We start from the raw sequence: 2,951 nt of genomic DNA, 5'->3' as shown, positions 1-2,951 counted from the left end.
CTGGCCCGCCGTGCCCATCGCGGCAAAGGCGACGCCGCGCAGCGTCAGGTCGAGATCGGCCGAGGGACAGACGATGGCGGCATTGTTGCCGCCAAGTTCGAGGATGGCGCGGGCAAAGCGCTGCGCAAGCCGCGGCGCCACTGCCCGGCCCATGGCCGTCGAGCCCGTCGCCGAGACCAGCGGCACCTGCGGATGGTCTGCCAGCACTTCCCCGAGCGCCCGCCCGCCGATCAGGACCGATGACAATCCATCCGGTGCCGTGCCGCCATCGGCGCGGAACCGCTGCATCGCGCGCGCGAACAGCGCCTGCGTCGCGAGCGCGGTCAGCGGCGTCTTTCCGATGGCTTCCAGACGATGCTGTTGCCGCAGACAAGCGCGAGCGCCGCATTCCAGGACCAGACCGCGACGGGGAAGTTGAACGCGGAGATGATGCCGGTGACGCCAAGCGGGTGCCACGTCTCCATCATCCGATGCTCGGGCCGCTCGGTCGCGATGGTCAGGCCGTGGAGCTGGCGCGACAGCCCGACCGCGAAATCGCAGATATCGATCATCTCCTGCACTTCGCCGAGCCCTTCGGAGACGATCTTGCCCGCCTCGATGGAGACGAGGCGGCCGAGCGCCTGTTTGCTGGCGCGGAGTTCCTCGCCGAAGAGGCGGACCAGCTCGCCGCGTTTGGGCGCCGGGACGTTGCGCCAGGACAGGAAGGCATCGTGGGCGGCGGCGATCGCGTCCCGCGCGGCCTCGGGGGTGGTCTCGGCAATTTCGGCGATCACTTCGCCGGTGATCGGCGAGCGGGTCGGCAGGCTCCCACGGTGGCGGTCGAAAGGTAGCCCCAGCTTGGCCAGAAGGGCTGCGGCATCGTCGGCAAGGCCGGCAGGTCTGGAGGTCGTCATCGGCTCGGTCCCGTAGCGGTCGCATCAGCGGATGGGACATGCAGCATACCGGGTCGGGAATGTCATCCGGTTCGGGCCGGTGGCGCCGCGCCCGCCGAGGTCCCATATTTACGTGGATATCGTTCGGAACAGGCTCATTTCGAGCGGCTTTGGCGCTACGCCTGTCCGTCGGCAGAGCCGGAACAAAGCCCGTGAATCTCCCTCGTACGGACGCATGATGTCATCCGAAAACCGGGTTCCACTTTTTGGAATCATGCTCTAGAACCCGCCATGGCGCAGACACCCCAGCACGACAAACTCCTCATCGTCGATTTCGGCTCGCAGGTCACTCAGCTGATCGCAAGGCGGGTGCGCGAGGAGGGCGTCTATTCCGAAATCGTCCCCTTCAATCGGGCCGAAGAGGCCTTCCGCGAGATGAAGCCGAAGGCGGTGATCCTGTCCGGCGGTCCCGCATCCGTTCATGAAGCCGGGGCGCCGCTGGCGCCGCCCGCGATCTACGAGGCCGGCGTGCCGGTGCTCGGCATCTGCTACGGCGAGCAGGCGATGGCGCAGCAGCTCGGCGGCAAGGTCGAGGGCGGCCACCATCGCGAATTCGGCCGGGCCGAAGTGACGGTGACGGAGGATTCGCCGCTGTTCGAGGGCGTCTGGGAGAAGGGCCAGAGCTATCCGGTCTGGATGAGCCATGGCGACCGCGTGACTGTCCCGCCCGCGGGCTTCCGCGTCCTTGCGACCTCGCCGAATGCGCCGATCGCCGTGATCGGCGACGACAGGCGCAAGTTCTACGGCGCGCAATTCCATCTCGAAGTGGTGCACACCCCGCATGGCGCGGCGCTGATCCGCAACTTCGTGCGCAGGATCGCGGGCTTCAGCGGCGACTGGACGATGCGCGCCTTCAAAGACGAGGCGATCGAGAAAATTCGCAAGCAGGTCGGCAAGGGCAAGGTGATCTGCGGTCTGTCCGGCGGCGTCGATTCCGCGGTCGCCGCGGTGCTCATTCACGAAGCGATCGGCGAACAGCTCACCTGCGTGTTCGTCGATCATGGATTGCTGCGGCTCGGCGAAGCCGAGAAGGTGGTCGCGCTGTTCCGCGGCGCCTACAACATCCCGCTGATCCATGTCGAAGCCGAAGACCTGTTTCTGAAGGAGCTCGAAGGCGTCGACGACCCGGAGCAGAAGCGCAAGATTATCGGCCGGCTGTTCATCGAGGTGTTCGAGCGCGAGGCGAAGAAGATCGGTGGCGCCGATTTCCTCGCGCAAGGCACGCTCTATCCGGACGTGATCGAAAGCGTGTCGTTCACCGGCGGGCCGTCCGTCACCATCAAGTCGCATCACAATGTCGGCGGTTTGCCCGAGCGCATGAATATGAAGCTCGTCGAGCCGCTGCGCGAATTGTTCAAGGACGAGGTGCGCGCGCTCGGCCGCGAGCTTGGTCTGCCCGAAGTCTTTGTCGGCCGCCATCCGTTTCCGGGGCCGGGCCTTGCGATCCGCTGTCCGGGGCCGGTCACCAAGGACAAGCTCGATATCCTGCGGCTTGCCGACGAAATCTATATCGAGGAAATCCGCCGCCACGGCCTTTACGACGACATCTGGCAGGCCTTCGCGGTGATCCTGCCGGTGAAGACCGTCGGCGTGATGGGCGACTATCGCACCTACGACTATGTCGTCGGCCTGCGCGCGGTCACCTCAACGGATGGCATGACCGCGGATTTCTATCCGTTCGACATGAAGTTTCTGGGCCACGTCGCGACCCGCATCATCAACGAGGTGAAGGGTGTCAATCGCGTAGTGTATGACGTGACGTCGAAGCCGCCGGGGACGATTGAGTGGGAGTGAGAACGGCCACTCCCGTTGTTGGCTTTCGTCTCCGCGGGCTCCATCTTGAGAGGGAGCCCGTCGCATTGAGCCTTGGTGGGACGTTCAATCGTGACACCCAACCGCTTTGCGACTTTAGAGCGAACCTCTTCAAGCGTCGCCTCAAGCCGATTGATCGGTGACATCGAATCCACCTGGTCGGTGCAATATCGACTAACCAGATATTCGCGAGTCTGCGACATCGTC

At 64.9% G+C, this 2,951-nt stretch carries 1 protein-coding gene and 1 pseudogene; one reads left to right on the top strand and one right to left on the bottom strand.

Annotated elements, in window-relative coordinates; all coding sequences use genetic code 11:
• Positions 1-893: pseudogene (locus tag VN004_RS10945) on the bottom strand (aldehyde dehydrogenase family protein); the annotation flags it as partial.
• Positions 894-1,163: 270 nt separating this feature from the next.
• Here VN004_RS10945 and guaA point away from each other — a divergent pair.
• The gene (gene guaA / locus VN004_RS10940) at positions 1,164-2,726 is read left to right on the top strand and encodes a glutamine-hydrolyzing GMP synthase (protein WP_325609855.1); all 1,563 of its coding nucleotides are present in this window, start codon (positions 1,164-1,166) and stop codon (positions 2,724-2,726) included.
• The last annotated feature ends 225 nt before the right edge of the window (positions 2,727-2,951 follow it).

This window comes from Pseudorhodoplanes sp., from assembly GCF_035565855.1.
Taxonomy (GTDB): Bacteria; Pseudomonadota; Alphaproteobacteria; order Rhizobiales; family Xanthobacteraceae; genus Pseudorhodoplanes.
The sequence above is the reverse complement of the archived record's forward strand: the minus strand, read 5'-3'. Positions and strand labels throughout refer to the sequence as shown.

Coding starts and splice junctions, on each gene's coding strand:
- guaA (WP_325609855.1), top strand. CDS start 1,164: ATGGCGCAGACACCCCAGCACGACAAACTCCTCATCGTCGATTTCGGC.